26 protein-coding genes are annotated in these 22,490 nt (G+C 70.5%); 17 read left to right on the forward strand and 9 right to left on the reverse strand.

Annotated elements, in window-relative coordinates; all coding sequences use genetic code 11:
* Positions 1-5: 5 nt before the first annotated feature.
* Genes R4I43_RS27795 through R4I43_RS27805 form a run of 3 tightly spaced genes read left to right on the forward strand, consistent with a single transcriptional unit; the run spans position 6 to position 2,538 of the window.
* Entirely contained in the window at positions 6-1,088 is a 1,083-nt protein-coding gene (locus R4I43_RS27795; RefSeq protein WP_324268653.1) for an S-(hydroxymethyl)mycothiol dehydrogenase, read from the forward strand.
* Entirely contained in the window at positions 1,088-1,711 is a 624-nt protein-coding gene (locus tag R4I43_RS27800; RefSeq protein WP_324268654.1) for an MBL fold metallo-hydrolase, read from the forward strand. Before R4I43_RS27795 ends, R4I43_RS27800 begins: the two co-directional genes overlap by 1 nt.
* A complete protein-coding gene (locus tag R4I43_RS27805) occupies positions 1,708-2,538 on the forward strand; it encodes a methylenetetrahydrofolate reductase (RefSeq protein ID WP_324268655.1) in 831 nt (276 codons plus the stop codon). Before R4I43_RS27800 ends, R4I43_RS27805 begins: the two co-directional genes overlap by 4 nt.
* 3 nt (positions 2,539-2,541) lie before the next feature.
* Here R4I43_RS27805 and R4I43_RS27810 read toward each other — a convergent pair whose 3' ends face one another.
* From R4I43_RS27810 to R4I43_RS27825, 4 genes are all read right to left on the reverse strand, one after another.
* Positions 2,542-3,003, reverse strand: a complete 462-nt coding sequence (locus R4I43_RS27810; protein ID WP_324268656.1) for a LapA family protein — start codon at positions 3,001-3,003, stop codon at positions 2,542-2,544.
* Between the two features lie 368 nt (positions 3,004-3,371).
* Positions 3,372-4,151 (reverse strand): sugar phosphate isomerase/epimerase family protein, encoded by a 780-nt coding sequence (locus R4I43_RS27815; protein ID WP_324268657.1) that lies wholly within the window; start codon positions 4,149-4,151, stop codon positions 3,372-3,374.
* A gap of 26 nt (positions 4,152-4,177) precedes the next feature.
* Entirely contained in the window at positions 4,178-5,098 is a 921-nt protein-coding gene (locus R4I43_RS27820; protein ID WP_324268658.1) for a sugar phosphate isomerase/epimerase family protein, read from the reverse strand.
* 2 nt (positions 5,099-5,100) lie between these two features.
* A complete protein-coding gene (locus tag R4I43_RS27825; protein ID WP_324268659.1) occupies positions 5,101-6,231 on the reverse strand; it encodes a Gfo/Idh/MocA family protein in 1,131 nt (376 codons plus the stop codon).
* A 162-nt stretch (positions 6,232-6,393) separates the two neighbouring features.
* Here R4I43_RS27825 and R4I43_RS27830 point away from each other — a divergent pair, with 162 nt between their 5' ends.
* From R4I43_RS27830 to R4I43_RS27855, 6 genes are all read left to right on the forward strand, one after another.
* Positions 6,394-7,617, forward strand: coding sequence for an ROK family transcriptional regulator (locus tag R4I43_RS27830; RefSeq protein WP_324268660.1), 1,224 nt, complete (start codon positions 6,394-6,396; stop codon positions 7,615-7,617).
* A 108-nt stretch (positions 7,618-7,725) separates the two neighbouring features.
* On the forward strand, positions 7,726-9,003 hold the full coding sequence (locus tag R4I43_RS27835) for an ABC transporter substrate-binding protein (protein ID WP_324268661.1): 1,278 nt from the start codon (positions 7,726-7,728) through the stop codon (positions 9,001-9,003).
* The gene (locus tag R4I43_RS27840; RefSeq protein ID WP_324268662.1) at positions 9,003-9,902 is read left to right on the forward strand and encodes a carbohydrate ABC transporter permease; all 900 of its coding nucleotides are present in this window, start codon (positions 9,003-9,005) and stop codon (positions 9,900-9,902) included. Before R4I43_RS27835 ends, R4I43_RS27840 begins: the two co-directional genes overlap by 1 nt.
* Entirely contained in the window at positions 9,899-10,714 is an 816-nt protein-coding gene (locus R4I43_RS27845; protein WP_324268663.1) for a carbohydrate ABC transporter permease, read from the forward strand. Before R4I43_RS27840 ends, R4I43_RS27845 begins: the two co-directional genes overlap by 4 nt.
* A 29-nt stretch (positions 10,715-10,743) precedes the next feature.
* Complete coding sequence (locus tag R4I43_RS27850; RefSeq protein WP_324268664.1) at positions 10,744-11,826, forward strand: Gfo/Idh/MocA family protein; 1,083 nt, start codon at positions 10,744-10,746, stop codon at positions 11,824-11,826.
* Positions 11,823-12,557 (forward strand): ThuA domain-containing protein, encoded by a 735-nt coding sequence (locus R4I43_RS27855; RefSeq protein WP_324268665.1) that lies wholly within the window; start codon positions 11,823-11,825, stop codon positions 12,555-12,557. The genes R4I43_RS27850 and R4I43_RS27855 overlap by 4 nt, the downstream gene beginning before the upstream one ends.
* 79 nt (positions 12,558-12,636) lie before the next feature.
* Here R4I43_RS27855 and R4I43_RS27860 read toward each other — a convergent pair whose 3' ends face one another.
* The gene (locus R4I43_RS27860; protein ID WP_324268666.1) at positions 12,637-13,557 is read right to left on the reverse strand and encodes an oxygenase MpaB family protein; all 921 of its coding nucleotides are present in this window, start codon (positions 13,555-13,557) and stop codon (positions 12,637-12,639) included.
* 135 nt (positions 13,558-13,692) lie between these two features.
* Here R4I43_RS27860 and R4I43_RS27865 point away from each other — a divergent pair, with 135 nt between their 5' ends.
* The 6 genes from R4I43_RS27865 (at position 13,693) to R4I43_RS27890 (ending at position 17,630) form a co-directional block, all read left to right on the forward strand.
* Complete coding sequence (locus tag R4I43_RS27865; RefSeq protein WP_324268667.1) at positions 13,693-13,917, forward strand: hypothetical protein; 225 nt, start codon at positions 13,693-13,695, stop codon at positions 13,915-13,917.
* 66 nt (positions 13,918-13,983) lie between these two features.
* A complete protein-coding gene (locus R4I43_RS27870; RefSeq protein ID WP_324268668.1) occupies positions 13,984-14,265 on the forward strand; it encodes a metal-sensitive transcriptional regulator in 282 nt (93 codons plus the stop codon).
* 11 nt (positions 14,266-14,276) lie between these two features.
* A complete protein-coding gene (locus R4I43_RS27875) occupies positions 14,277-14,627 on the forward strand; it encodes a hypothetical protein (protein ID WP_324268669.1) in 351 nt (116 codons plus the stop codon).
* Positions 14,628-14,694: 67 nt separating this feature from the next.
* Complete coding sequence (locus tag R4I43_RS27880; RefSeq protein ID WP_324268670.1) at positions 14,695-15,291, forward strand: DUF305 domain-containing protein; 597 nt, start codon at positions 14,695-14,697, stop codon at positions 15,289-15,291.
* Between the two features lie 202 nt (positions 15,292-15,493).
* Positions 15,494-16,759 carry a Bcr/CflA family efflux MFS transporter gene (locus R4I43_RS27885; protein WP_324268671.1) on the forward strand — a complete coding sequence of 422 codons (1,266 nt, stop codon included), beginning with the start codon at positions 15,494-15,496 and terminating at the stop codon, positions 16,757-16,759.
* 73 nt (positions 16,760-16,832) lie between these two features.
* Positions 16,833-17,630, forward strand: a complete 798-nt coding sequence (locus tag R4I43_RS27890; RefSeq protein WP_324268672.1) for an SAM-dependent methyltransferase — start codon at positions 16,833-16,835, stop codon at positions 17,628-17,630.
* Here R4I43_RS27890 and R4I43_RS27895 read toward each other — a convergent pair.
* From R4I43_RS27895 to R4I43_RS27905, 3 genes are all read right to left on the reverse strand, one after another.
* Entirely contained in the window at positions 17,625-17,897 is a 273-nt protein-coding gene (locus tag R4I43_RS27895) for a GlsB/YeaQ/YmgE family stress response membrane protein (RefSeq protein WP_407691324.1), read from the reverse strand. The two genes, R4I43_RS27890 and R4I43_RS27895, sit on opposite strands and share 6 nt — an antisense overlap.
* An 81-nt stretch (positions 17,898-17,978) precedes the next feature.
* Positions 17,979-18,857, reverse strand: coding sequence for an SAM-dependent methyltransferase (locus R4I43_RS27900; RefSeq protein WP_324268673.1), 879 nt, complete (start codon positions 18,855-18,857; stop codon positions 17,979-17,981).
* A gap of 80 nt (positions 18,858-18,937) precedes the next feature.
* Positions 18,938-19,825, reverse strand: coding sequence for a class I SAM-dependent methyltransferase (locus R4I43_RS27905; protein ID WP_324268674.1), 888 nt, complete (start codon positions 19,823-19,825; stop codon positions 18,938-18,940).
* Positions 19,826-20,219: 394 nt separating this feature from the next.
* Between R4I43_RS27905 and R4I43_RS27910 the strand changes: the two genes are divergently transcribed.
* Together R4I43_RS27910 and R4I43_RS27915 are read left to right on the forward strand one after the other, a co-directional pair.
* Positions 20,220-20,522: a hypothetical protein gene (locus R4I43_RS27910; RefSeq protein ID WP_324268675.1), complete on the forward strand. Its 303-nt coding sequence runs from the start codon at positions 20,220-20,222 to the stop codon at positions 20,520-20,522.
* A 119-nt stretch (positions 20,523-20,641) separates the two neighbouring features.
* Positions 20,642-22,075: a DUF4153 domain-containing protein gene (locus R4I43_RS27915; protein WP_324268676.1), complete on the forward strand. Its 1,434-nt coding sequence runs from the start codon at positions 20,642-20,644 to the stop codon at positions 22,073-22,075.
* A 53-nt stretch (positions 22,076-22,128) separates the two neighbouring features.
* On the opposite strand, the gene R4I43_RS27920 is transcribed toward R4I43_RS27915, so the two are convergent.
* Complete coding sequence (locus R4I43_RS27920) at positions 22,129-22,386, reverse strand: SHOCT domain-containing protein (RefSeq protein ID WP_324268677.1); 258 nt, start codon at positions 22,384-22,386, stop codon at positions 22,129-22,131.
* Between the last annotated feature and the right edge of the window lie 104 nt (positions 22,387-22,490).

Here is a 22,490-nt window from a genome sequence, read left to right on the forward strand (position 1 = left end):
TTGACGTGACCGAAGCACGCGCAGTGGTGTCCACCGGAAAGGGCAAGCCGGTCGAGGTCACCACCATCCACGTCCCCGACCCCGGTCCGGGCGAGGCCGTGATCCGGGTGCAGGCCTGCGGCGTCTGCCACACCGACCTGCACTACCGCGAAGGCGGCATCAGCGACGACTACCCGTTCCTGCTCGGCCACGAGGTCGCCGGGGTCGTCGAGCAGGTCGGCGACGGCGTGGGCAACGTCGAGCCCGGTGACTTCGTGGTGCTCAACTGGCGCGCGGTGTGCGGCAACTGCCGGGCCTGCAAGCGCGGCCGCCCGCAGTACTGCTTCGACACCCACAACGCCGCCCAGCCGATGACGCTGGGCGACGGCACCCCGCTCTCGCCCGCGCTGGGCATCGGCGGGTTCGCCGAGCGCACGCTCGTCCACTCAGGACAGTGCACGAAGGTCGACCCGGCTGCGCGGCCGGCCGTTGCCGGACTGCTGGGCTGCGGCGTGATGGCCGGCATCGGCGCCGCGGTCAACACCGGGCAGGTCGGTCCCGGCGACTCGGTGGCCGTCATCGGCTGCGGCGGCGTGGGAGACGGGGCGATCACCGGCGCGGCGATGGCCGGGGCGCGGCGGATCATCGCGGTGGACAAGGATCCCGAGAAGCTGGCGTGGGCGCGGGAGTTCGGCGCCACGCACACCGTCAACGCCTCCGAAGCCGACACCGTCGAGGCCATCCGCGAGCTCACCGGCGGCCACGGCGCCGACGTGGTCGTCGACGCGGTCGGCGTCCCGGCGACCTACCAGCAGGCGTTCTACGCCCGCGACCTGGCCGGCACCGCGGTGCTGGTGGGCGTGCCGACTCCGGAGATGACGCTGGAGCTGCCGCTGCTGGACGTCTTCGGCCGCGGCGGAGCGCTGAAGTCCAGCTGGTACGGTGACTGCCTCCCCGAACGGGACTTCCCGATGCTCACCGAGCTCCACCTGCAGGGCCGGCTGCCGCTCGAGAAGTTCGTCAGCGAGGAGATCTCCCTTGACGATGTTGAAGCGGCCTTCGCGAAGATGGGCCGTGGCGAAGTGCTGCGTTCGGTGGTGACGTTCTGATGGGCATCCGGCTCGACCACGCCACCGTCGAGGGGAAGTTCTCCCTCGACGGCGAGGTCCACGAAGTCGAGAACAACCTCTGGGTCGTCGGCGTCGACGACCAGTGCCTGGTCATCGACGCACCGCACGACGTCGCGGCGGTCCGCGAGCTCATCGCGGGCCGCGAGGTGATGGCCGTGCTGGCCACCCACGCCCACGACGACCACGTGCGGGTCGCCCCGCAGCTGGCCGACGCCGTCGGCGCCCCGATCTACCTGCACCCGGCCGACCGGCCGGTGTGGGAGCTCACGCACCCGACCCGGGAACCCGACGGGCGCCTGGTGGACCGCCAGACCTTCCACCTCGGGCGGTTGAACCTGCAGGTCATGCACACGCCCGGTCACAGCCCGGGTTCGGTGTGCTTCTACTGCCCGGACCTGGCGACCGTGTTCACCGGCGACACCCTGTTCGCCGGTGGACCGGGGGCCACCGGCCGCTCGTTCTCCGACTACGACACCATCGTCGCCTCGATCCGCAACCGGCTGCTGCCGCTGCCGCCGCGCACCAGGGTCCGCCCCGGGCACGGTCCCGGCACCACGATCGGCGAGGTCGTGGAGCAGTTCGACGAGTGGGTGTCGCGGTGAGCGCGGCCCTGGCCGGCGCGCTGCGCAACGCCTCCTACGAGGTCCTGCCGTTCCGCAGCACCGAGGAGAAGGTCCTCGCCCACGTCCCGCGCGACGTGCCGCTGACGATCACCACCACCGAGGCCCGCGGGCTGGAACCGACGATCGACCTGGCCGTGCGGCTCGGCAAGAACGGCTACACGGCCGCTCCGCACCTGGCGGCGCGGCTGGTCCGCGACCGCGCGGAGCTCGACGAGATCGCCGAGCGCCTGCTGGAATCGGGTGTGGAGCGGCTGTTCGTCGTCGGCGGTGACGCCGCCGAGCCGGCCGGGGAGTTCTCCGACGCCGAGGGCCTGCTGCTCGCCCTCGCCGAGGGCGAGCACCGCTTCGCCCACATCGGCATCGCCGGCTACCCGGAGGGCCACGGCAAGATCCCGGACGCGGTCATCTCGGAAGCGTTGCGGCGCAAGACCGATCACGCGGACGAGATCGTCACGCAGCTGTGCTTCAACCCCGACACCACCATCGACTGGGCCACCGGCCTGCACGCCTCCGGCGTCGGCACGCCGGTGCGCGTGGGCATTCCCGGCAGCGTCAACCGGCAGAAGCTCATCCGCGTCTCGGCCGGTCTGGGACTCGGGCAATCCGCGCGGTTCCTGGCCAAGCAGTCGGCGATGTTCTGGCGCTTCTTCGTGCCCAGCGGCTACCGCCCGGACAAGCTCGCCACCGCCCTGTCCACCCAGATCACCAAGCCCGGCAACAACATCAGCGGCTTCCACATCTTCACCTTCAACGACCTCGAAGGCACAGAACGCTGGCGGCAGAACCAGCTCGCCCGCCTGAACTAGACCTCAGCTCTGCTTGCGGGCCTTCTTGGCGGCGCGGCGCATCTGGATCATCCGCGCCGTGCCCGCCAGCCACACCAGGACGCCCCCGACGATGGCGGCGAACAGCAGCGCCAGGCCCAGCGGCAGGCTGAACTGCAGGCCCAGGAAGTGCACGGTCACCGACATGAAGTTCTGCGCGACGAAGATCAGCAGGAAGACCAGCACGACACCGGCCACCGCCAGCGCCGTCCACAGCACACCGGTGCGGCTCTGAGACGACGCCAGCTCGTGCTTGCCTGCCCCGGGCCGGCTTTCCCCGACCTTCTCCACGGCACCCGTGCCTCCGGAGCCCGGCCCGGTGGCGTCCGTCGCCGCGGCGTCCTTGGCGGTTCCGTTCCCGGTGGTGGCGTCCTCGGCGGTCGGGTCCAGCGCGCCGGACTCCCGCTCCGCACCGTTCCCAGCGCCCTTCGACCCGTTCTCAGACATGAGAACATCATCAACCCCAACCCGGGGCGCACCCCACGACACACACCGCCCCGTCACCGGTTCGATATCTCCCACCCCGCACAAGCCCACCCGATCACCCTCCGCGCACGCACCCCGCCGCCCGCACCGACCACCCACGCGCACCCCGACCCAACCGGACCCGCACCCGACCCCGGCTGCACCTCGCCAGGCGACGACCCGAGCGTAGGCATTCAAATTTCGCGCGAAATTCGACCGCCCCAGCCGGCACGGCACCCTGACCTGCACGTACACGCCCGAGCGCGGGGAACGTTTCACACTTCGCGCGAATTTCGACGGCGACGCGAAGCCTTCGAATTTCGCGCGAAATTCGAAGGGTGGGGGTGGCGTCAGGCGACGGTGGAACCGTGGGTCTGGAGGACTTCGGCGTTGGTCGCCAGCAGGTCGTAGGGGTCGTGGTCGGTGGTGTCGATCTCGGCGACGTGCCACGGGGTGGACGCGGTGGCGGCCAGGACCTGCTCGAGGTCGAGGGCTCCGGTGCCCAGCGGCGTCTGGGGCGTGTCCCGGGTGGCCGGGCCGTCCTTGAGGTGCACCGAGACCACCCGCGAGCCGAGGGTGCGCAGGACCTCGCCGGGGTCCGCTCCGGCCGCGACCGCCCAGTAGACGTCGAGCTCGGCGAGCACACCGGGGTGGGTGCGCTGCCAGAAGCGGTCGTAGGCGGCACCGCCGGCCACCTCCGCCCACTCGAACCAGTGGTTGTGGTAGCCCAGGGCGAGGCCGTCCGGGGCGTCGGCGGCGGCCTGACCGAGCACGTCGGCGAAGGCGTCCAGCGCCGCGGTGTCGGCGAAGGTCTCCTCACCGAAACCCGGGATCTGGCGCGGGTGCGGGATGAAGGCGGTCTCAGCGCCGAGTTCGGCGCACTCCTCGGCCAGTTCGGCCACGCTTGGCAGCGCGGCGTGCACGGCCGAGACCGCCAGGCCCGCGGCGTCGAGGTCGGCGCGGAGCTTGCGGGTGGCCGCCAGCCGCTCGGCCTGGCTCGTGCCCAGCGAGCCCAGCCCGAACGGTTCGACGTACCGGAACCCGATCTCGGCGAGCCGGGCGAGGGTGGCGGGCTGCTCGGCGGCCAGCTGGTCGCGGACGCTGTAGAGCTGAACGGACAGTGTCGGCAAGGTCCTCTTCCTCCCAGGAGAGCGGATCAAGCCACGATCAGCGGCCGCAGGCTCCGCTGCGCGATGCGCAGGCCCTGGGTGATGCGTTCGTCGTCGCCGCCCCACACCGGGTCCTCGTGCTCGACCGAGAGCGTGCCGGTGAACCCGTGCTCGTAGAGCCGGTCGACGACCTTGGGCCAGTCAACCTGGCCGAGACCGGGCACCCGGTAGCGCCACCAGCCCATGTCCCACGGGTTGCCGACCTTGTCGACCTTGCCGAAGAAGCCGTAGCGGTTGCGCGCGCCCGCATCCAGCTCGACGTCCTTGGCCTGGGCGTGCACGATCCGGTCGATGTAGGGAGCGATGGTCTCCACCGGGTCGATCCCGATCCAGGTCAGGTGCGACGGGTCCCAGTTGAGGTAGAAGCCCAGCGAGAACATCCACTCCCACAGCTCCGGCGAATAAGCCAGGTTGCCGGGGTAGCCGTCGGGGTGCCAGCCCTCCATCACGCAGTTCTCCACGATGAGCTTCACCCCGCGCTCACCGGCGTAGTCGACCAGCTCGGGCAGCACCCGCTGCCCCTCGGCGAGGTTGTCGGCCACCGATTTGGTCCAGTCCCGGCCGATGAACGTCCCCACGTAGGGCACGCCCAGCGCTTGGGCGGCGTCGATGGAGTGCTTGAGGTGGGTGCGGATCTCCTCGCGGCGCGCGGGATCGGGGTGCAGGTTGTTCTCGTAGTAGGCCAGCGCCGACAGCTCCAGGCCGTAGCGCTCGAACAGCTGCGTGGTCTCGTCGACCTGCTGCGATCCGAACTCGGCCACCGGCAGGTGCGCGGCCTCGAAGTCGCGGCCGCCGGTGCGCGGCCAGACCGCGACCTCCAGCGCCTCGTAGCCGTTGACCTTCGCCCAACCGGCGAGCTGTTCCAGCGTCCACTGCGGAAGACACGCGGTGAGCATTCCGAGTCGCATCATCACACCTTCGTCCAGGAGCCGTTTCCGGAAGCGCGCACGACGGCCTCGACCAACCTGGCCGAGCGGAGCCCGTCGGTGAACGTGGGGAGTCCTTCGGGTTCGTCGCCGTCGATGGCGGCGTAGGTGTCGGCCACGAACGCGTCGAAGCAGTCGGCGTAGCCCTGCGCGTGCCCGGCCGGCAGCTTGGAGAGCCGGCGGTGCTCGGCGGATCCGGTGCCGATGTCGCGCACCAGGACGCGGTTGCCCTCAGCGCCGCCGAGCCAGACCTGCTCGGGGTTCTCCTGGTCGAACACCGCGCTGCCGCCCGAGCCGTCGAGCTCGAACCACAGCCGGTTCTTCCGGCCCGCGGCGACCTGCGAGATCGTGGCCGAGGCGAGCACGCCGGTGCCGGTGCGCAGCAGCAGCGCCGCGGTGTCCTCGGTGCGCACCTCGACGCGCTCAGCCGTGTCGCCCCTGGGGCCGCTGAAGCTGGCTCCGCCCGCGGCCGGTCGGGTGGGCACGGCGATGGAGAACTCGGCGAAGACGTCGGTGAAGGTCTCCCCCGACACCCATTGCACGAGGTCGCACCAGTGCGAGCCGATGTCGGCGAACGCCCGCGACACCCCGCCCCGCTCGGGGTCGACGCGCCAGCCGGAGGCATCCGGGTCGAGCATCCAGTCCTGCAGGTAGCTGCCGTGCAGCAGGTGCCAGTCACCGAACTCGCCGGCCTGCCGCCGGGCCCGGATCTCGCGCACCAGCGGGTGGTAGCGGTAGACGAAGGGCACGGTGGCCACGAGTCCGCTGGTGTCCGCGGCGGCGGCCATCCGCTCGGCCTCCGCCAGCGAGATCCCCAGCGGTTTCTCGCAGATGACGTGCTTGCCCGCCGCCAGCGCGGCCTCGGCGAAGGGCGCGTGGGTGGCGTTGGGGGTGCAGATGTGCACGACGTCGACGCGCTCGTCGGCGAGCACCTCGTCGACGGAGGCGAAGGCGCACACGCCCCACTCCCCCGCCTTCTCCAGCGAACGCTGCGGTGTGGACGCCAGCACGCCGACGATCTCGGCGCCGACCAGCAGCGCGGAGCGCCGGTGCACCTCGCCGATCATCCCGGCGCCCACGATCGCCGCGCCGCGCCTGGACTTCCCAGGGCTCACGCGCCTGCCTCCTCGTAGTCGGATCAACGAACAACGACGGGTGTCTCACGCCCGATTTTCGTCACCGCTCACGCTAGGACCCCTTTTTTAAGCCGACAAGGGCTATCATTTATTTTCTTTTCGGTCATAAATCAGCCCTAAATCGGCCAAGAGGGGGCCAGCATGGGATGGGAACCGGTCCGGCTCACCGTGCCGAGAACGTCCGGGCGCGCCGACGGCGACCTGGTGCTCAGCGGCCTGACCAGGCTGATCGCCTCCGGCACCGCCGAAAGCCGCGCCGAACTGGTCAAGCGCACCGGCCTGGCGCGCTCCACGGTCAACAGCCACCTCGACGCCCTCATCACCTCCGGAGTCGTCGCCGAACGAGGCGCGGTGGGCGGCGGCGGCCGCGGCCGACCCGCGCACCGGCTGACCATCGCCCCGCGCGCCGGGGTCGTGCTCGCCGCCGACGTCGGCGCCCACAGCACCCGCCTGGCCGTGGCCGACCTCGGCCAGGACCTTCTCGCCGAGCAGCAGGTCGCGCTGGACATCTCGGTCCGGCCGGAGAAGGCCCTCGACGTGCTCACCGAGCAGCTGCGCGCACTGCTGCGCAACAGCGACATCGCCACCGACGAGGTCAAAGCCCTGGTCATGGGCCTGCCCGGACCGGTGGACCCGCGCATGGGCATGCCGGTGCGCCCGCCGATCATGCCCGGCTGGGACGGCTTCCCGGTCGGCGACACGATGGCCGACCGGTTCGACTGCACCGCCTCGGTCGACAACGACGTGAACCTCATGGCGCTGGGCGAGGCCCGCGCGCTGCCCGCCGAGGAATCACCGCTGCTGTTCCTCAAGATCGGCACCGGCATCGGCGGCGGCATCGTCTCGGCCACCGGCGAGCTGCACCGCGGCTCCGACGGCGCCGCCGGCGACATCGGGCACATCCGGGTCCCGGGCGCCGACGACGTGACCTGCCAGTGCGGCAACGTCGGCTGCGTGGAAGCGGTCGCCTCCGCCGCCGCCGTGCTGCGCGGGCTGCGCTCCGAGGCCGGCGGGCCGGAGACCATAGACGACCTGGCCCGGCTGCTGCGCGACGGCGACGCCCTCGCCATCCGCCGGATCCGCACCGCCGCGGCCACCATCGGCGAGGTGGTGGCGATGCTGGTGCACTTCTACAACCCGAAGCGGATCGTCCTAGGTGGACTGATCACCTCGGTCGGCGACGACCTGCTGGCCGGCATCCGCAGCGTCGTCTACCGCCGGGCGCTGCCGCTGGCGACCCGCCACCTGTCGCTGGCCAACAGCACCCTCGGCCGCTCTGCCGGACTCGCCGGCGCGGTGGTCGCCGGCATCGAGAACGTGCTGTCCCCGGAGGGAATTCCCGTCCTGGTCCGAGAGATCCCTTGACACCCCGCATCCGCGCGGCAACGATTTGATCCGTCTCACGCCGCCGTTTCGACCGGTGCCCGGGTCTGCCCGGCGTCACCGCCGACGAACCGCGAAGCGGAGACATCCATGCCTTCACCCCGGCCCTGGGCCGCCGTCGCCGCCGCGGCGCTGGTCCTCAGCGGCTGCGCGAGCGCTCCCCCGACCGGCCCGCCGGGCGAGCACGCACCCCCGGCCCACATCGCCGATCCCGCCTCAGCGCGGGGTGCGCGCGGCGAGGTGACCATCTGCGGTGTGCGCGACACCGGCGTTTTCGAAATCCTCACCCAGGAGTTCAACGCGCGCGGCACCGGGCTGACCGCGCGCTACATCGAGATCGGCCAGGACACCGACTCCACCCGCGCCCAGGCGTTGCAGCGGCTGGAGGGCGGCTCCTCGGAGTGCGACATCTACCTCACCGACGTGACCTGGACCAGCGAGTGGGCCACCCAAGGCTGGCTGCTCGACCACAGCAAGCTCACCGAAGGCCACCGCGACCGGCTGATCCCGTCCACATTGGAAACGGTCCGCTACGACGGGCGCGACTGGGCGGTGCCCTTCTACACCAACGCCGGACTGCTGTTCTACCGCGCCGACCGCGTTCCCCCGCCCACCACCTGGCGCGAGGTCTACGCCCAGGCCGGGCAGGACGGGTCGCAGCGGGTGGAGATGCAGGCCAAGCGCTACGAGGGGCTGACCGCCAACTTCCTGGAACTGCTCTACTCCGCCGGTGGTTCGGTGATCGACGACTCCGGGAGGGTCACCGTCGACTCGCCGCAAACCCGCGAGGTGCTGCGGCTGATGACCCAGGGCCTGGAATCCGGGGCCATCGACCGCGCGTGCCTGACCTACGACGAGGACTACGCCCGCCGCGCCTACGAGTCCGGCGCGGCCGGCTACCTGCGGCAATGGCCCAGCGCGCACAAGCTGATCGAGGAGACCCCGGCAGGGCCGGTCACCGAAGCGGTGGCGCTGCCGGCCTTCGATGAGCGCAGCAAACCGGCCGCGGTGCTGGGCGGCTGGAACCTCGCCATCGCGGCCAAGTCCGACGACCCGGGCGCGGCGATCGCGCTCATCGACTACGCCACCAGCGCGCAGTTCCAGAAGAAGATGGTGCTCGACACCGCCCAGGCCCCGGTGTTCGCCGCCCTCTACGACGACCCGCAGGTGCGCGCCGAGCTGCCGTTCATCCCCCAGCTCAAGGAGTCGCTGCTGCAGGCCAAACCGCGCCCGCGCTCACCGGTGTACGCGCAGGTCTCGCGCGCCATCTACGACAACGTCTACGAGGTGATCTCCGGGCAGACCGACGTGGAATCGGGCGTGCGGAAGATGGCCGCAGACGTCGAGACCGCCCAGGAGACGTTCTGATGAGCCGAGTCGACGCCCAGCAGCGGCGCACCGCGGTGTGGATGGTCTCCCCCGCCCTGGTGATCATGTTCCTGGTGGCCGCCGTACCGATCGGGTACGCGATCTGGCTGTCGCTGAACGTCTACAGCGTCCGGCACGCGGGCCTGTCGCAGTTCGTCGGGCTCAGCAACTACTGGAACGCGCTGCTCTCCGAGCAGTGGTGGCAGGCCTTCGGGCAGACCTTCCTGTTCGCCTTCACCTCGGTGGCCCTCGAAGTCGCGCTCGGCGTGGCGATGGCGCTGCTGCTCAACATGGCCTTCCGGGGACGCGGCCTGCTGCGCTCGGTGCTGCTGGTGCCCTACGCGGTGCTCACGGTGGTCTCGGCGATCACCTGGCAGGCCATGTTCGAGTCCAACCTCGGCCTGGTCACCGGGCTGCTGCGGGCGCTGGGCCTGCCCGGCGGCGAGCAGGTGTGGCTGGCCGAACCGGGCTACGCGATGGTGGTGATCATCGTCGCCGACGTGTGGAAGACCGCGCCGTTCGTCGCGCTGCTGGTCCTGGCCGGGCTGCAGGTGATCCCCGGCGAGGTCTACGAAGCCGCCGATCTGGACGGGGCCAGCCGCTGGCAGACGTTCTGGCGGGTGACCCTGCCGCTGCTGCGCCCGGCGATCGCGCTGGCGGCGATCTTCCGGCTGCTCGACGCGCTGCGGATCTTCGACCTGCCGTTCGTGCTGACCAAGGGCGCCAACGGCACCGAGACGATGTCGATGATCGCCTACCAGGAGTTGCGCGAGCAGCGGCTGATCGGGCAGGGCTCGGCGCTGTCGATCCTCACCTTCATCACCGTGATGGCCGTGTCGCTGGTCTACATCCGCTTCGCCGGCGGCAACATCCGCGAGGTCGCGGAGGAGGAGTCATGACCAGACCCCTGACGTTGCTGTTCGCGCTGCTGGTGATGCTGGCGTCGCTGGTGCCGTTCTACTGGCTGATCAACACCTCGCTCAAGACCGGCGCCGAACTGTCCTCCGGGTCGCTCTACCCCGGTTCGCCGTCGCTGCGCAACTACCTGGAAGTGCTGCAGGACGAGGACTTCCTGACCGCGCTGGGCAATTCGCTCGTGGTCGGGGTGGTCACGACAACGCTGGCGCTGCTGCTGGCATCGCTGGCGGCCTACGCGCTGGCGCGGTTGAAGCTGCCGCGCAAGGGGACCATCCTCGGCCTGGTGCTGTCGGTGACGACCTTCCCGGTGATCGCCATCGCCGCGCCGATGTTCAAGATCTGGAGCGACATCGGCCTCTACGACACCCTCGCCGGGCTGATCATCCCCAAGCTCACCTTCGCGCTGCCGATGGCGATCTTCGTGCTCACCTCGTTCTTCCGCGAAATCCCCTTCGAGCTGGAAGAATCCGCGCTGATCGACGGGGCCAGCCCGTTCACCGCGTTCCGCAAGGTGATCCTGCCGCTGGCCGTGCCGGGCATCGCCACCACCGCCATCCTCGTGTTCATCTCCGTGTGGAACGAATTCCTGCTGGCGGTCACCCTGACCTCCACCCCGGAGGCCAGGACCGTCCCGGTCGCCATCGCCTACTTCTCAGGAACCAGCGATTTCGACCACCCGATCGGCACGATCAGCGCGGCCTCGGTGCTCGTCACCCTGCCGCTGCTGGTGCTCGTGCTGGTCTTCCAGAAGCGCATCGTGGCCGGTCTCACCGCCGGCGCGATCAAGGGCTGAAACCACCGCAGAATGAAGGAGTCCGTGAGATGAGTGACCCCACGTTCCGGGTCGGAGTCGTCGGTGTCGGCTGGGCGGGACAGCAGCACCTCGCCGCCTACCAGGCGTTGCCCCACGTCGAGATCGTGGCGATCGCCGGGCAGGAGACCGACACGCTGGCCTCGCTCGGCCGGCAGTACGGCGCCCGGCACCTGTTCGACAGCTGGGAGCAGCTGGTCGAGCTGGAGGAGCTGGACGCGGTGAGCATCGCGGTGCCGAACTTCCTGCACGCGCCCATCGCCATCGCCGCGCTCAAGCGCGGGCTGCACGTGCTCAGCGAGAAGCCGTTGGCGCGCAACGGCATCGAGGGCAGGCAGATGGTCGAGGCCGCCCGTTCGTCCGGTCGGGTGCTCGACGTGGCGTTCAACCACCGGCTGCGCGGCGACATCCAGACCCTCGGCGAGATCATCCGCAGGGGGGAGCTGGGACGGCCCTACTACGCCAAGGCCTCCTGGATGCGGCGGCGCGGCATCCCCAAGATCGGCAGCTGGTTCACCAGCCGCGAGATGGCCGGAGGCGGACCGCTGGCCGACATCGGCGTGCACGTGCTGGACTACGCGCTGTTCCTGCTGGGCGAACCGAAGGTGGAGTCGGTCAGCGCGGTGACCTACGCCGAGCTCGGACCGCGCGACATCGGCGGCATGAAGTGGGAAACCGCGCAGGCCAAGGGCGGTTTCGAGGTCGAGGACTTCGCCTCGGCGTTCATCCGCCTGCACGGCGGCGGCACGCTGGTGCTGGAGACCTCGTGGGCGGCGTTCCGCAACCCCGTCGATCTCATCGACTTCAGCGTGCTGGGCACCGAGGGCGGCGCCGAGCTCAAGGCGATCGGCGCCACCAAGGCGCAGGTCGGCGACCTGCACGTCTACCGCGACGTCGACGGCGAGATCGCCGACTACCAGCCCACCGCCGAGCCCGGGCGCGCGCACGCGGCCGTGGTGGAGAACTTCGTGCGGGTGCTGGGCACTCCGGCGGAGTGGGCCGACAACGACGGGTCGCAGGCGCTGCGCCGCGCCGAGGTGATCGACGCCTGCTACCGCTCGGCCGCCGAGAAGCGGGAGGTGGCGGTCGCGTGAGCGGGCTGCGCATCACCGTCTGGAACGAGGGCGTGCACGAGGCGGAGCAGGATCCGCCGGTGATGGCCGAGATCTACCCGCACGGCATCCACGGCGCGCTGGCCGAGGGCATCCGGGAGGCGATGCCGGAGGCCACCGTGCGCACCGCGCTGCTGGCCGATCCCGAGCACGGGCTGGCCGAGGAGGTGCTGGCCGACACCGACGTCCTGCTGTGGTGGGGGCACCGCGCGCACGGCGAGGTCGACGACGCCGTGGTCAACCGGGTGCAGCGGCACGTGCTCGGCGGCATGGGGCTGCTGGTGCTGCACTCCGGGCACTTCTCGAAGATCTTCCAGCGGCTGCTGGGCACCACCTGCTCGCTGGGCTGGCGCGACGCCGCCGAGCAGGAGCTGGTGTGGACCGTGGCCCCGCACCACCCGATCACCGAGGGCGTGCCGAACCCGCTGGTGATCCCGGAGCAGGAGACCTACAGCGAGTTCTTCGACATCCCCGCCCCGGACGAGCTGCTGTTCCTCTCCTCCTTCGACGGCGGCGAGGTCTTCCGCTCGGGCGTGACGTTCTTCCGCGGCCACGGCCGCATCTTCTACTTCAGCCCCGGCGACCAGCGCTACCCCGTCTACCACCAGCCCGAGATCCGCAGGATCATCGCCAACGGCATCACCTGGGCCGCCCAACCCGACCGCCCCCGCACACCCCCGCAGGTGGCCAAGCTCGACCGCCACTGGCGCTGACCAGCAGCATTCGAATTTCGCGCGAAATTCGACCGGCCACATCCGGACTCGAACTTCGCGCGAAATTCGAAATTCGCACTCAGGTGGTGTTGGCCGGGTAGTAGTGCTTGGGGTCGCCTCGCTTGTCCGGTGGTGGGTAGTTGCGGGGTGGGGTTTCCACCAACGGGGCGTTCGCGGGGAGCCGGCCCTGAGCGCGGTGCCAGGCCGTGCGGGCGCGGGGGTGGTAGCGGAAGTGGAAGGGCACGAGGGTCCACAGCGCGGCGAAGGCGCGGCCCACCGCGCGCAGCAGCAGTTCGTCGCGGCGACTCCAGCGCAGGCCGAGCTTCTCGCGGATCGGCGGGTCGTAGCAGCCGGTGGTCAACCAGTGCATGAGCCGCACCGTCGGGCGCCGCAGGAGGCGCCACGCCGAATCCGGCAGCCACCGCAGCAGCGGGGGCGCGCCGATGCGGGAGAGGTCGCGGACGTTGAGGGTGGCCTTGTTGACCTCCAGCACGTCGCGGCACATGTGGTCCCAGTAGCGCTGGAAGCTCGGCCAGTCCGGCGGGACCGGGCGCATGCTCATGCCGTAGAGCCGGTACCACTGCACGCCCTCGGCGTAGACCTGTGCCTTCTGCTGCTCGGTCAGGGGTCTGCCGAGCCGCTCGTTGATCAGGATCGGCATCACCAGGAACGTCGCGTGCGCCCAGAAGAATGTCTCCGGGTTGAGCGCGTGGTAGGGCCTGCCCCGCCCGTCGACGCCCTTGATGCCGTTGTGGAAACCGCGCACCAGCCGCGCCGTCTCCGCAGCGCGCGGACCGTCGTAGACCACGCCGCCGATCGGGTACAGCGACCGGTAGAGCCGCTCCCAGCGCTCGTCGAAGAACTCCGAGTGCTCCTCCACCCCGGCGCCGAGCTGCGGGTGCATGTTCTGCATCGACCCGGCCCACAGCGCCAGCAGCAGCCCCCGCCAATCACCGAAGTAGCGCCACATCAGCGAATCCGGACCCAGCGGTTCGGGCATGCGGCGCTCCGTTTCGATCTGCGGACACCCGTTGTCGAAAGTAAGCGCGCCGACACGCAGCGTCAATGCCGCACGCCCGCACCGACACCGCCGCGACGACGCCTAGACTCGGGCACCGGAGGTGGTCCGGCCGTGATGAACAAGAGCCGACTCGGCATCCTGCTGGTGCGCACGCTGCTGTTCTTCGTCGTGGCGGTGGTGCTCGGCGTGATCAACGGCTGGCCCGCCTACGCGGTCGTCGCGGTGGCCCTGACCGGCGGTGCCGCGCTCGTGCAGTTCGGCGGCTGGCTGTGGATGCGCCGCGCCGAGCAGGACGAACCCGCCACCGAGCGGCCGGCGGCGCGCTCCGAATTCCTCTGACTGGCCTGAATTACCCCCCTGGGGTATAAAGGGTGGTGGGTCCACCGACCCAGGGGAGGTAAATCGATGCACGGCTACGCCCACAACAAGGACGACTACGCCAAGCGACTGCGTCGCATCGAGGGTCAGGTGCGCGGACTGGCGCGCATGATCGACGACGACGAGTACTGCATCGACGTGCTCACCCAGGTCTCGGCGACCACCAAGGCGCTGCAGGCCGTCGCGCTGGGACTGCTCGACGAGCACCTCAAGCACTGCGTGTCCGAGGCGATGTCCGAGGGCGGCGAGCAGGCCGAGGACAAGATCCGCGAGGCCAGCGACGCGATCGCGCGCCTGGTCAAGTCCTGACGGAGCCACCCGTGCGCACCGGAGCGCTCCGCTTCGCCCTGCTGCTGGCCCTGGCGCTGGGCGTGGTGCTGATGCACCACGTGCCCGCCCAGCACGACGCCCACCACCCGCAGCACTCCGCCGCCGCGCACGCCCAGGTCGAGATCTCCGACGACTCCGCCGCGCCCGACGGGCACGGCGCGCTGCACCTGTGCCTGGCCGTGGCCGCGAGCTTCCTCGCGCTGCTGGCCCCACGACTGCGACTGCTCCTCGGCACCATCGCCGAGATGTTGCTGCCCCGCCTCCGGCGCACACTGGAGCGGGCGCGACCTCCGGACCCCTTACCTCGGCGGCTCGCCGCACTCTGCGTACTCCGGCGCTGATCGGCGCTTGCGAACCGGCACGACCGGTCACGCCCGATCCAGCCAACCGAACACGAGGTAATTTCCGATGAAGCACGCCCGCACGGGCCTCGCCGCGCTCGGCGCCGCCCTGTCCCTGTCGTTCCTGGCCGGTTGCGGCCAGCCCGAGAACCCCGCTCCGGCGGCTCCCCCGGCGCAGACCGCGCCCGCGCACAACGAAGTCGACGTGATGTTCGCCCAAGGCATGCTGCCGCACCACCAGCAGGCCATCGACATGTCCCGGATGGCGGCCCAGAACGCCCAGTCCCAGCAGGTCAAGGACCTCGCCGCCCGCATCGAGGCGGCGCAGGGCCCGGAGATCGACAAGCTGGCGGGCTGGCTGCGCGACTGGAACGCCGGGCAGTCCGGCCACGGTGGCCACGGCGGTCACAGCGACCACAGCGGTCACGCGATGAGCGGGATGATGTCCACCGACGAGATGACGACGCTGAGCCAGACCAAGGGCGCTGAGTTCGACCAGAAGTTCCTGATGCTGATGATCAAGCATCACGAGGGTGCCGTGGCGATGGCGCGCACCGAGGTCGAGAAGGGCCGCTTCCCCGACACCCAGCAGATGGCGCGGGAGATCATGATCAGCCAGCAGTCCGAGATCGACTCCATGCGCACGATGCTCACCCAGCACTGAGCACCCGGCTGCCCGGGTCCCACGCGCCCGGGCAGCCCGCGTGGAACTCGGAATTCATGGAATTGTCACCGATTCCGGGAATAGCGTCCACAATAGAGAGACGTGTAACCCGCATCACAGCGAATTCCGCAATTCTGCGGAACAAAAGCCACTCCCACCACGCTCCCCCTCAGGTACCGAACGGAATTCCCGAGAGGAAGCGATGGAAGACGTTGCCGTGCACTCCCCGGAGGCACCGGCCCGGACCACCGAGGTCCGCGCCGACGAACCGACCGGGCTGAAGCGACTGCGCATCATCGTGGTGCTCGGGGCGCTGATCGCCCTGGGCCCGCTGACCATCGACATGTACCTGCCCGCGCTGCCCTCGATCGGCGCGGACCTGGGGGCACCGGACTCCACCGTGCAGCTCACCCTCACCGGAACGCTGCTCGGACTGGGGCTCGGGCAGCTGCTGATCGGCCCGCTCTCCGACGTCGTGGGCCGGCGCAAACCGCTCATCGCGGGCACCGCGCTGCACATCCTCGCCTCGCTGGCCTGCCTGGTCGCGCCCAACGTGGCGGTGCTCGGCGGGCTGCGGGTGATCCAGGGCGTCGGAGCAGCAGCGGCGATGGTGGTCGCGATGGCCGTGGTCCGCGACCTGTGGTCCGGGCGCGCGGCGGCCACCGCGCTGTCGCGGCTGATCCTGGTCATGGGCATCGCACCGATCCTGGCGCCGACGCTGGGCGGCGCGGTGCTGCTGTCGACCTCCTGGCGCGGGGTCTTCGGCGTGCTGGCCGCGCTCGGGGTGGCACTGCTGGTGCTGGCGGTGCTGGCGCTGCCGGAATCGCTGCCGCCGCGGCGCAGGCAGGACCCGCACTTCGCACCCGTGCTCAAGACCTACGGCACGCTGCTCACCGACCGCGAGTTCGTGCTGCTGCTGGTCGTGGCGGCGCTGGCCATGACGGCGCTGTTCTCCTACGTGTCGGGCTCGTCGTTCGTGCTGCAGGAGCAGTACGGGCTCAACCAGCAGAGCTTCGGCCTGGTCTTCGGCGCCGGAGCGGTCGCCCTCATCGGCGCCTCGCAGCTCAACGTGGTGCTGCTCAACCGCTTCACCACCATGCAGATCGTGGTGACCTCGCTGGTCGTGGCCACCCTCTCCGGCCTGGTCATGGTCGCGCTGACCACAACCGGAACCGGTGGACTGATCGGCTTCCTGGTGCCGTTGTGGCTGGTCCTGGGATCGATGGGCTTCGTGATGCCCAACGCCCCGGCACTGGCCCTGGGCCGCCACGGCGAGGCGGCGGGCACCGCCGCGGCGCTGCTGGGCGCCTGCCAGTTCGGCCTCGGCGCGCTGATCGCGCCGCTGGTGGGAGTGCTGGGCAACGACGGCCCGGCGATGGCGCTGATCATGACCGCCGGTGCGGCGATCGCCCTGGTGGCGCTGGCGGCGGTGGTACGACTCAGCAACCGAACCGTGGCCGCCGCTTGACACCGAATCGGGCCGATCGGGCATTAGCATCACGGCTGGGCGGTGCCACCGCCCAGCCGTGAGGAGGTTTGCGATGACCGAGCCCGACGAGGTCGACCTGGACAGGCCCAACGCGGCTCGGGTCTACGACTACTACCTCGGTGGCAGCCACAACTTCGCCGTCGATCGCCAGATGGGTGACGAGGCGATCGCGATGTGGCCGGAGCTGCCGCAGATCATGCAGGCCAACCGAGCCTTCCTGCGCCGGGCCGTGCACTACTGCGTCGAGCAGGGCATCCGCCAGTTCCTCGACCTGGGATCGGGGATCCCGACCGTGGGCAACGTGCACGAGGTGGCGCAGCTGGCCGCACCCGGCGCCCGCGTGGTCTACGTCGACACCGACCCGGTCGCCGTCGCCTACAGCAAGACGCTGCTCACCGACAACCCCGACGCCGACATCGTGCGGGCCGACGCGCGCGAACCGGACGAGGTGCTCGCCTCCCCCGAGGTCTCCGCCCTGCTGGACCTGGACCAGCCGGTGGCGGTGATGATGGTCGCGCTGCTGCACTTCATCGGCGATGAGTCCAAACCGCGCGAAGTCATCGCCCGCTACCGGGACGCGGTGGCGCCGGGCAGCTACCTGGCCATCTCGCACGCCACCGCCGAAGGCCGCCCGGACCTGGCCGGCGACCACGCAGATCTCTACCAGCAGCGGACCACGACTCCCATGACGTTCCGCTCGCGAACCGAGATCGGCGCGTTCTTCGACGGTTTCGAGCTGGTCGACCCCGGCCTGGTGTTCCTGCCGCAGTGGCGGCCGGTCTCGCCCGCCGAGGTCGGCGACAACCCGGAGCGACTCACCGCGCTGGTCGGCGTCGGCCGCAGGCTATGAGCGGACGCGGCGCTTGCGGCCGGTGAGCTTGTTGTAGATGACCAGCACGATCACCGCACCGATGACCGAGCCGATGAAGCCCGCCGGCTGGAAACCGCGCAGTCCCACCGTGAGCAGGCCGAACACGAAGCCACCGACGGCCGAACCGGCGACGCCGACCACGATCGTCATCAGCAGGCCGATGTTGTCCTTGCCCGGCACGATGGCGCGGGCCAGGAAGCCGGCGACCAGGCCGAACACGATCCAGCCGAGAATGTTCAGGAACACCGAGTTCCCCCGTTTCGTTTCGCGGACGCTGTGAATTCCCAGGCTACGCCGATCATGACCGCCCGGTCGCGGTGATCGTCTTCACCCGGGTTTCGCAGCGGTCACGAATCGGCTGATCTCGAGCATCGGGCCACTCGCCAAGCGCGGGTCCCGGCCGAGCCGGTGCGCGGCGTCCTCGCTGCGCTCGCCCTCGCCGTGCCAGCCGAGCTCGGCCAGCACCTCGGTCACGGGCGGGCGGCCGTCGTCGTGCAGGATCGCGCGGAGGTCCATGCCCTGCTTGCGGCCGAACTCGGCGATCTTCGGGTCGTCGAGGATCCTGCCGGTGTCGCCGAACTCCTCCACCGCCAACCGGCTGCCGGGTGCGGAGAGCTCAGTCATGGTCTCCAGGAGGGCTCGTTCGGCCTGCGCGGGCAGGTACGGCAGCAGCCCTTCGGCCAGCCACCCGGTGGGCGCGGTGAGGTCGAGGCCTGCGGCGATCAGCGCGGCGGGCCAGTCCTCGCGCAGGTCGACGCCCACGGTCCGGTGGTGGCACGCCGGTTCGAGGTGGTCGAGGTTCTCCCGCTTGAACTGCAGGACTTTGGACTGGTCCAGCTCGAACACCGCGGTGCCGGACGGCCAGTCGAGCCGGTAGGCGCGGGTGTCCAGGCCGGCGGCCAGGATCACGAACTGACGCACGCCGGATTCGGCCACCTCGGCCAGGAAGTCGTCGAAGACGCGGGAGCGCACGCCGATGTAGTGGTCGATGCGTTCGGCCCAGCTGCGTTCGTCGTCCGGGATGGCCGCCAGCGCCTCGGGCGTGGTCGGGAACGCCACGCCCTGCCCGGCCGCGCGCACCAGCGTCGCGGCGTGCGGGTCGTCGATCAACCGGTCGTGTCGGCAGCTCTCGATGGCGCGCACGGCGGCCACCGCCAGCGCGGTGCGGCCCACGCCGCTGATGATGTCCCAGTCCTGTTCGGCCACTCCCCGATCCTAGGACCCGCCGGCTCGCGGTGCCGTGGCCCGAAAGAACCTGCCGACCAGCTCCTTTCGGGTCGCGGGCCTCATTCGGGCTTGCGGGCCTCCACGAACCGGCTGGCATCGGTCATCTTCCCGAACATCCCGGCCAGGTCGCGGCCGTAGCGGGCGGCCTTGTCCTCGGCGCCTTCGACCTCGGTCTTCCAACCGAAGCCGCGCAGCACGTCGGGCGCCTCCGGGCGGTCGTCGGAGTGCAGCAGGTCGCGCATGTCCAGACCCCACTCCTGGCCGAAATCGGCGAGGTCGTCGTCCTCGAACAGGCTGCTGACGTCTGCGAAGTCCTCCACGGCCAGCCGGCTTCCCGGCGCTGACAGCTCGTCGATGCTCGACAGCAGCTGCTGCTCGGCCTCCGGCGGCAGGTACGGCAGCAGGCCCTCGGCCAGCCAGGCGGTCGGCGCTGCGGTGTCGAAACCGGCTCGGAGCAGCGCCGAGGACCAGTCCTCGCGCAGGTCGATCGGCACGGGCCGGTGCCCGCACTTCGGGGAGGCTGCCAGGCCGTCGAGGACGGTCTGCTTGAACTCAAGGACCTGGGGCTGGTCGATCTCGAACACGGTGGTGCCCGCGGCCCAGTCCAGGCGGTGGGCGCGCGCGTCCAGGCCGGAGGCCAGGATCACGACCTGCCGGATGCCGGCCTCGCCCGCGTCGGTGAAGAAGTCGTCGAAGCAGCGCGACCGCACGCCCATGTAGTCCTCCATCTTGGCCTGCGCCCAGATGGAATCGGCCGGCAGCTGCGCCACCTCCTGCGGTGAGGTCGGCATCGGTGCCGGGGCGTCGGCGGCCTTGACGAACGCCGCCGCGTAGGGGTCGGAGATGAGCCGGTCATCGCGGTGGGTTTCCAGCGCACGCGCGGCGGCCACGCCCAAGGCGGTCAGCCCGACGCTGGTCACGATGTCCCATTGCTGGCCCGTTGTCACGCTTGCGCCCTTTCCGACCCCGCCTCGCCCTGGGGGGCCTCATTCGTTCCGGTCATCCGCGCCGAACGCGCTGAGCAAATTTCGGTACTGCGTGACCGTAACAAGTTAGTTGTATAGCGCAACTAAATGTGCGTCAGGGCACATCTCAGAGCGGACGAACCGTCGAAAGCCGCTCAACCAGGCAAAAGCCACTCCGAACGGACATGAGCGGAAACAAGCGGCATCATTGCTCGGCAGGACCTGGCGCTCTCACCTTCCGAAAGGAATTCGGAGTTGAAAGGGCGAGAGGACGGGTCGCCATGAGCTCTCCGTTGCACCGGAGCAATGAGTTCCACCCATGTGGGTGATCAGCGGCCGAGCACATTGTGCCGTTCAGCGCATAGACTCCCGCCTCGTGACTGCACTACCGCACAGCTCGACCGAGGCGGCCCTGCGCGACGCGGTGGACACAGCCCTCATCGACTTGCTGACCAAGCCGAACAACCCGGCCGACCGCGCCCGCCAGGAGCTCACCCGCGCGGTCGGGTTGCTCGACGAGCACCCGCAGATCGAGGTCTCGGCCGACGCCGCGACCGCAGTGCGCTCCGCGGCCGAGCACCTGGCCCACGGCGAACGCGCCAACGCGCGCACCGCCCTGGTCACCGCCCGCGGCCGACTCTCCGCCCCCGGCTCCCGGCAAGCCGCCCGCAACAGCTGAGCACACCGACGCGGAGATCATCTCCGCTCGATAACGGTTCGACGATCACGACCCCGGCGCAGCAACCCGCGCCGGGGTCGATGCGTCTCCAGGCGAAGCACGGTTCGCACTGGAGGATCATGTCCGACCACATCGCTTCCCCCTCGGTGGTCTCGCCGCACCCGGTTCCGGCACCCCCGCTGTTCGACTCCTTCTGGCCCAAGCCCGACACCGGCGCACCCCGCGCACTGCTGGCCGCCCTGATCAGCGGGCTGGCCGCCGCGGTGTTCCTCCCGCTGGAAGGCCCCGGCATCGGCTGGACCCTGTTCGGGGCCATCACGACAGCGGCCCTGCTCTTCGCCGTCCGCGACGCCGGCACCGCCCGGCTGCTGTGGGCGGCCACCGGTGCGCTGCTGCTGACGGTGTGCGCGCTGCGCAGCGCCGAATGGCTGGCCGCGCTGTGCGTGCTGACCTCGGCCGTGGCCGCCGCGCTGGCGATCACCGGCGCCCGCGCCGTGCGCGAGCTGGTGCTGATGACCGTCGCGGTCCCCATCGCCGCCTGCCGAGCGCTGCCGTGGGCCGCCCGCGGCATGCGCGGACGGCTGCGCGGCAGCCGTGCGCTGCGGATGGCGCTGTCGGTGCTGGTCGCGCTGGCACTGCTGCTGATCTTCGGCGCGCTGTTCTCCGGTGCCGATGAGAACTTCGCGCGGATCGCCGATGCGGTCATGCCCGAGCTGGACTTCGAAACCTTCTTCCGGGCGACGTTCGTATTCGGCCCCTTCACCCTGCTCGCGCTCGGCGCCGCCTTCACCGCGCTGCGCCCGCCCCGGCTCGACCCACCCGCAGAGCAGCGGCGCACCCTGCGCGGACCGGAATGGGCCATCCCGATCGGCGTGCTAGTGGCGCTGTTCGCCCTGTTCATCGTCGTGCAAGCCGCGTCGCTGTTCGGTGGACCGGCGCACGTGCGCGACAGCGCGGGACTGACCTTCTCCGCCTACGCGCGCAGCGGCTTCTGGCAGCTCACGCTCGTGACGATCCTGACCCTGCCGGTGATCGCCGCCGCCGCGCGCTGGGCCCCGAAGCGCACCACCGCCGAGCGCAACCTGCTGCGCGGGCTGGCCGGCGCGCTGGCGGTGCTCACGCTGGTCATCGTCGGCTCCGCGCTGGCGCGGATGGTGGCCTACCAGGACGCCTACGGCTACACGGTCCTGCGGCTGCTGGTGATGACCTGCGAGATCTGGCTCGGCGTGGTCTACGCGATGATCATCGCCGCCGGACTCCGGCTGCGCGCGCACTGGCTACCCACCGCGGTGCTGGCCACCGCGATGGGCGCGCTGCTGGCGCTGGCCGCGCTCAACCCGGAGGGCGCGGTCGCCGGGGCCAACGTCACCCGCTTCGAGCAGACCGGCAAGATCGACCCGGAATACCTCGCCACGCTCTCGCCCGACGCCCTCCCGGCGATCGACCGGCTGCCGACCGACCTCAAGCACTCGATCGTCGCCGACATCAACGCCGACGCCGACGAACTCGGCTGGCGCTCCTGGAACCTCACCACCCACCTCACCCGCCCCTGAGCGCACGATTTCAGTGGAAATCGCAATCCCGATTTCCACTGAAATCGCGCTGGTCACCTCAGCTCGCCGAGGCGCTCCCGATATTCCTCGCCGCTGAGCTCGCCGCGCGCGTAGCGCTCGGCCAGGATCGTCCGCGCGCTCTCGGTCGCCGAGGGCCGCCGGGTCTTGCGCAGCAGCGCGTAGATCACCGTGCCGATCAGCGACGCGATCAGCACCATCCACACCACGCCGAAGATCCAGAACGGACCCCCGCCGTGCCCACCGTGTCCGGGGCCGCCGGGGCCCCACTGCATGAGGAGTTCGGTCACCATCACTGCTCACCTTCTTCGTCGGTGGGTCCAGGATCGGCCGCAACAGCCCCGGCGTCGTCGGGCCAGGAGCGACACCCGCACTACGGCCCGCGTCGTAGACCGGC

The sequence above is a fragment of the Saccharopolyspora mangrovi genome (assembly GCF_035320975.1).
Lineage (GTDB): Bacteria > Actinomycetota > Actinomycetes > Mycobacteriales > Pseudonocardiaceae > Saccharopolyspora > Saccharopolyspora mangrovi.